The following is a 1,599-nucleotide window of genomic DNA, read 5'->3' on the forward strand; positions in this document are numbered from 1 at the left end:
CGATCGCTACCTGGAGCTGATCCGGGAGGCGGTTCGAGCGGTCGAGATTCCGATCATCGGCAGCCTCAACGGAGTAACGAGCGAAGGATGGATCTCCTACGCCAAGGGGATCGAAGAGGCGGGGGCCGATGGCTTGGAGCTCAACGTCTACTTCTTCCCTACCGATCTTTCGATGGAGGGACGGTTGGTGGAAGAGCGCTGCTTGGAGATCGTTCGAGCGGTCCGCTCCGAAATCTCGCTGCCGCTGGCGGTCAAGCTCCTCCCGGCCTTCAGCTCCCTGGGGAACATGGCCAGGCGTATGGTCGAAGCCGGGGCGCAAGCGCTCGTTCTCTTCAACCGCTTCTACCAGCCGCAGATCGATATCGCCGAGCTGCGCTACCTCGACGATCTGGAGCTCAGCCGGGAGGGTGAAACGCGCCTTCCGCTCTTCTGGATCCGTCTTCTCCGGGATCATCTGGAGGCTTCCTTGGCGGCGAGTACGGGAGTCGAAAGCTCTCGCGAGGTGATCCAATACCTTCTTGCAGGGGCCGACGTGGTCATGACGACTTCGGCTCTCCTGCGGGAGGGGATCCCGCATATGAAGCGGCTCGTCGACGGCCTTCGCGAATGGTTGGAAAGCCGGGAGATCGATTCGGTCGACTCGATTCGGGGTCTCTTGAGCTGCGGGCGCCTCTCGAAGGCCGAGCCGGCTGCGCGCGCCCGTTACATCGATATTTTGCAGCGCTATCCCGCTCGCACCGAAGCGGATCGGTAGAGGAGACGGAGCGATTCCTCTCCGATCGGACAAACGGCTCGGGCGGATCCAAACGGACGTCGCCGGACGCTAATGCTGGCCCACGAGTTCCTTGATCGATTGGAGCATCTGGGCGAGCACCGCTTGAGCATCTCCGTAGACCATGTGGCAGTTCTCTGCGGTAAAGAGGGGGTTCTCGACCCCCGCATAGCCTTTCCCCTGGCCTCGCTTGATGACGTAAACCTGGCGAGCCTTGTCGACATCGAGAATGGGCATGCCGTAGATCGGGGAGCCCTTGTCGGTCCGGGCCGCAGGGTTGACGATGTCGTTGGCGCCGACGACGAGTGCCACGTCGGTCATGGGGAACTCCGGGTTGATATCGTCCAAACCGACGATCATCTCGTAGGGTACCCCCGCTTCGGCCAGGAGGACGTCCATGTGGCCCGGCATCCGACCGGCCACCGGGTGGATGGCGAACTTGACGTCCGCTCCCTCTTCCTGGAGCCGCTTGGCGAGCTCATAGAGCTTCTGCTGGGCATGCGCGGCGGCGAGCCCGTAGCCCGGAACGAAGATCACCTTGCGCGCATAGCAGAGAGTCGCGGCCGCATCCTCGGCGCTGATCGGTTTGAGGCTCCCCGTCGCTTCGGCCTGCTCCGCTCCGATCTCGCCAAAGTTGCTGAAGAGGATGTTTCCAAGAGAGCGATTCATCGCACGCGCCATCAGGAGCGTGAGCAGGCTGCCCGCCGCTCCCACGACCGTGCCCGCAATCATGAGCGCGGGATGGTTGAGGACGAAGCCTTCGAAGCCCACCGCCATCCCCGTGCAGGCGTTGCAGAGGGAGATCACCACCGGCATGTCGGCCCCGC

At 63.2% G+C, this 1,599-nt stretch carries 2 protein-coding genes; one reads left to right on the plus strand and one right to left on the minus strand.

The genetic code is table 11. From position 1 onward, the window contains the following. Positions 1-754, plus strand: a 754-nt coding sequence (locus FN369_RS01215) for a beta/alpha barrel domain-containing protein (protein ID WP_142524396.1), incomplete at its 5' end; no start/stop codon positions are given. A 69-nt stretch (positions 755-823) separates the two neighbouring features. On the opposite strand, the gene FN369_RS01220 is transcribed toward FN369_RS01215, so the two are convergent. Further along, a partial coding sequence (locus FN369_RS01220; protein WP_142524397.1) for an NAD(P)(+) transhydrogenase (Re/Si-specific) subunit beta occupies positions 824-1,599 on the minus strand: 776 nt, incomplete at its 5' end.

Origin of the sequence: Methylacidimicrobium cyclopophantes, assembly GCF_902143385.2 — a bacterium.
Taxonomy (GTDB): Bacteria; Verrucomicrobiota; Verrucomicrobiia; order Methylacidiphilales; family Methylacidiphilaceae; genus Methylacidimicrobium; species Methylacidimicrobium cyclopophantes.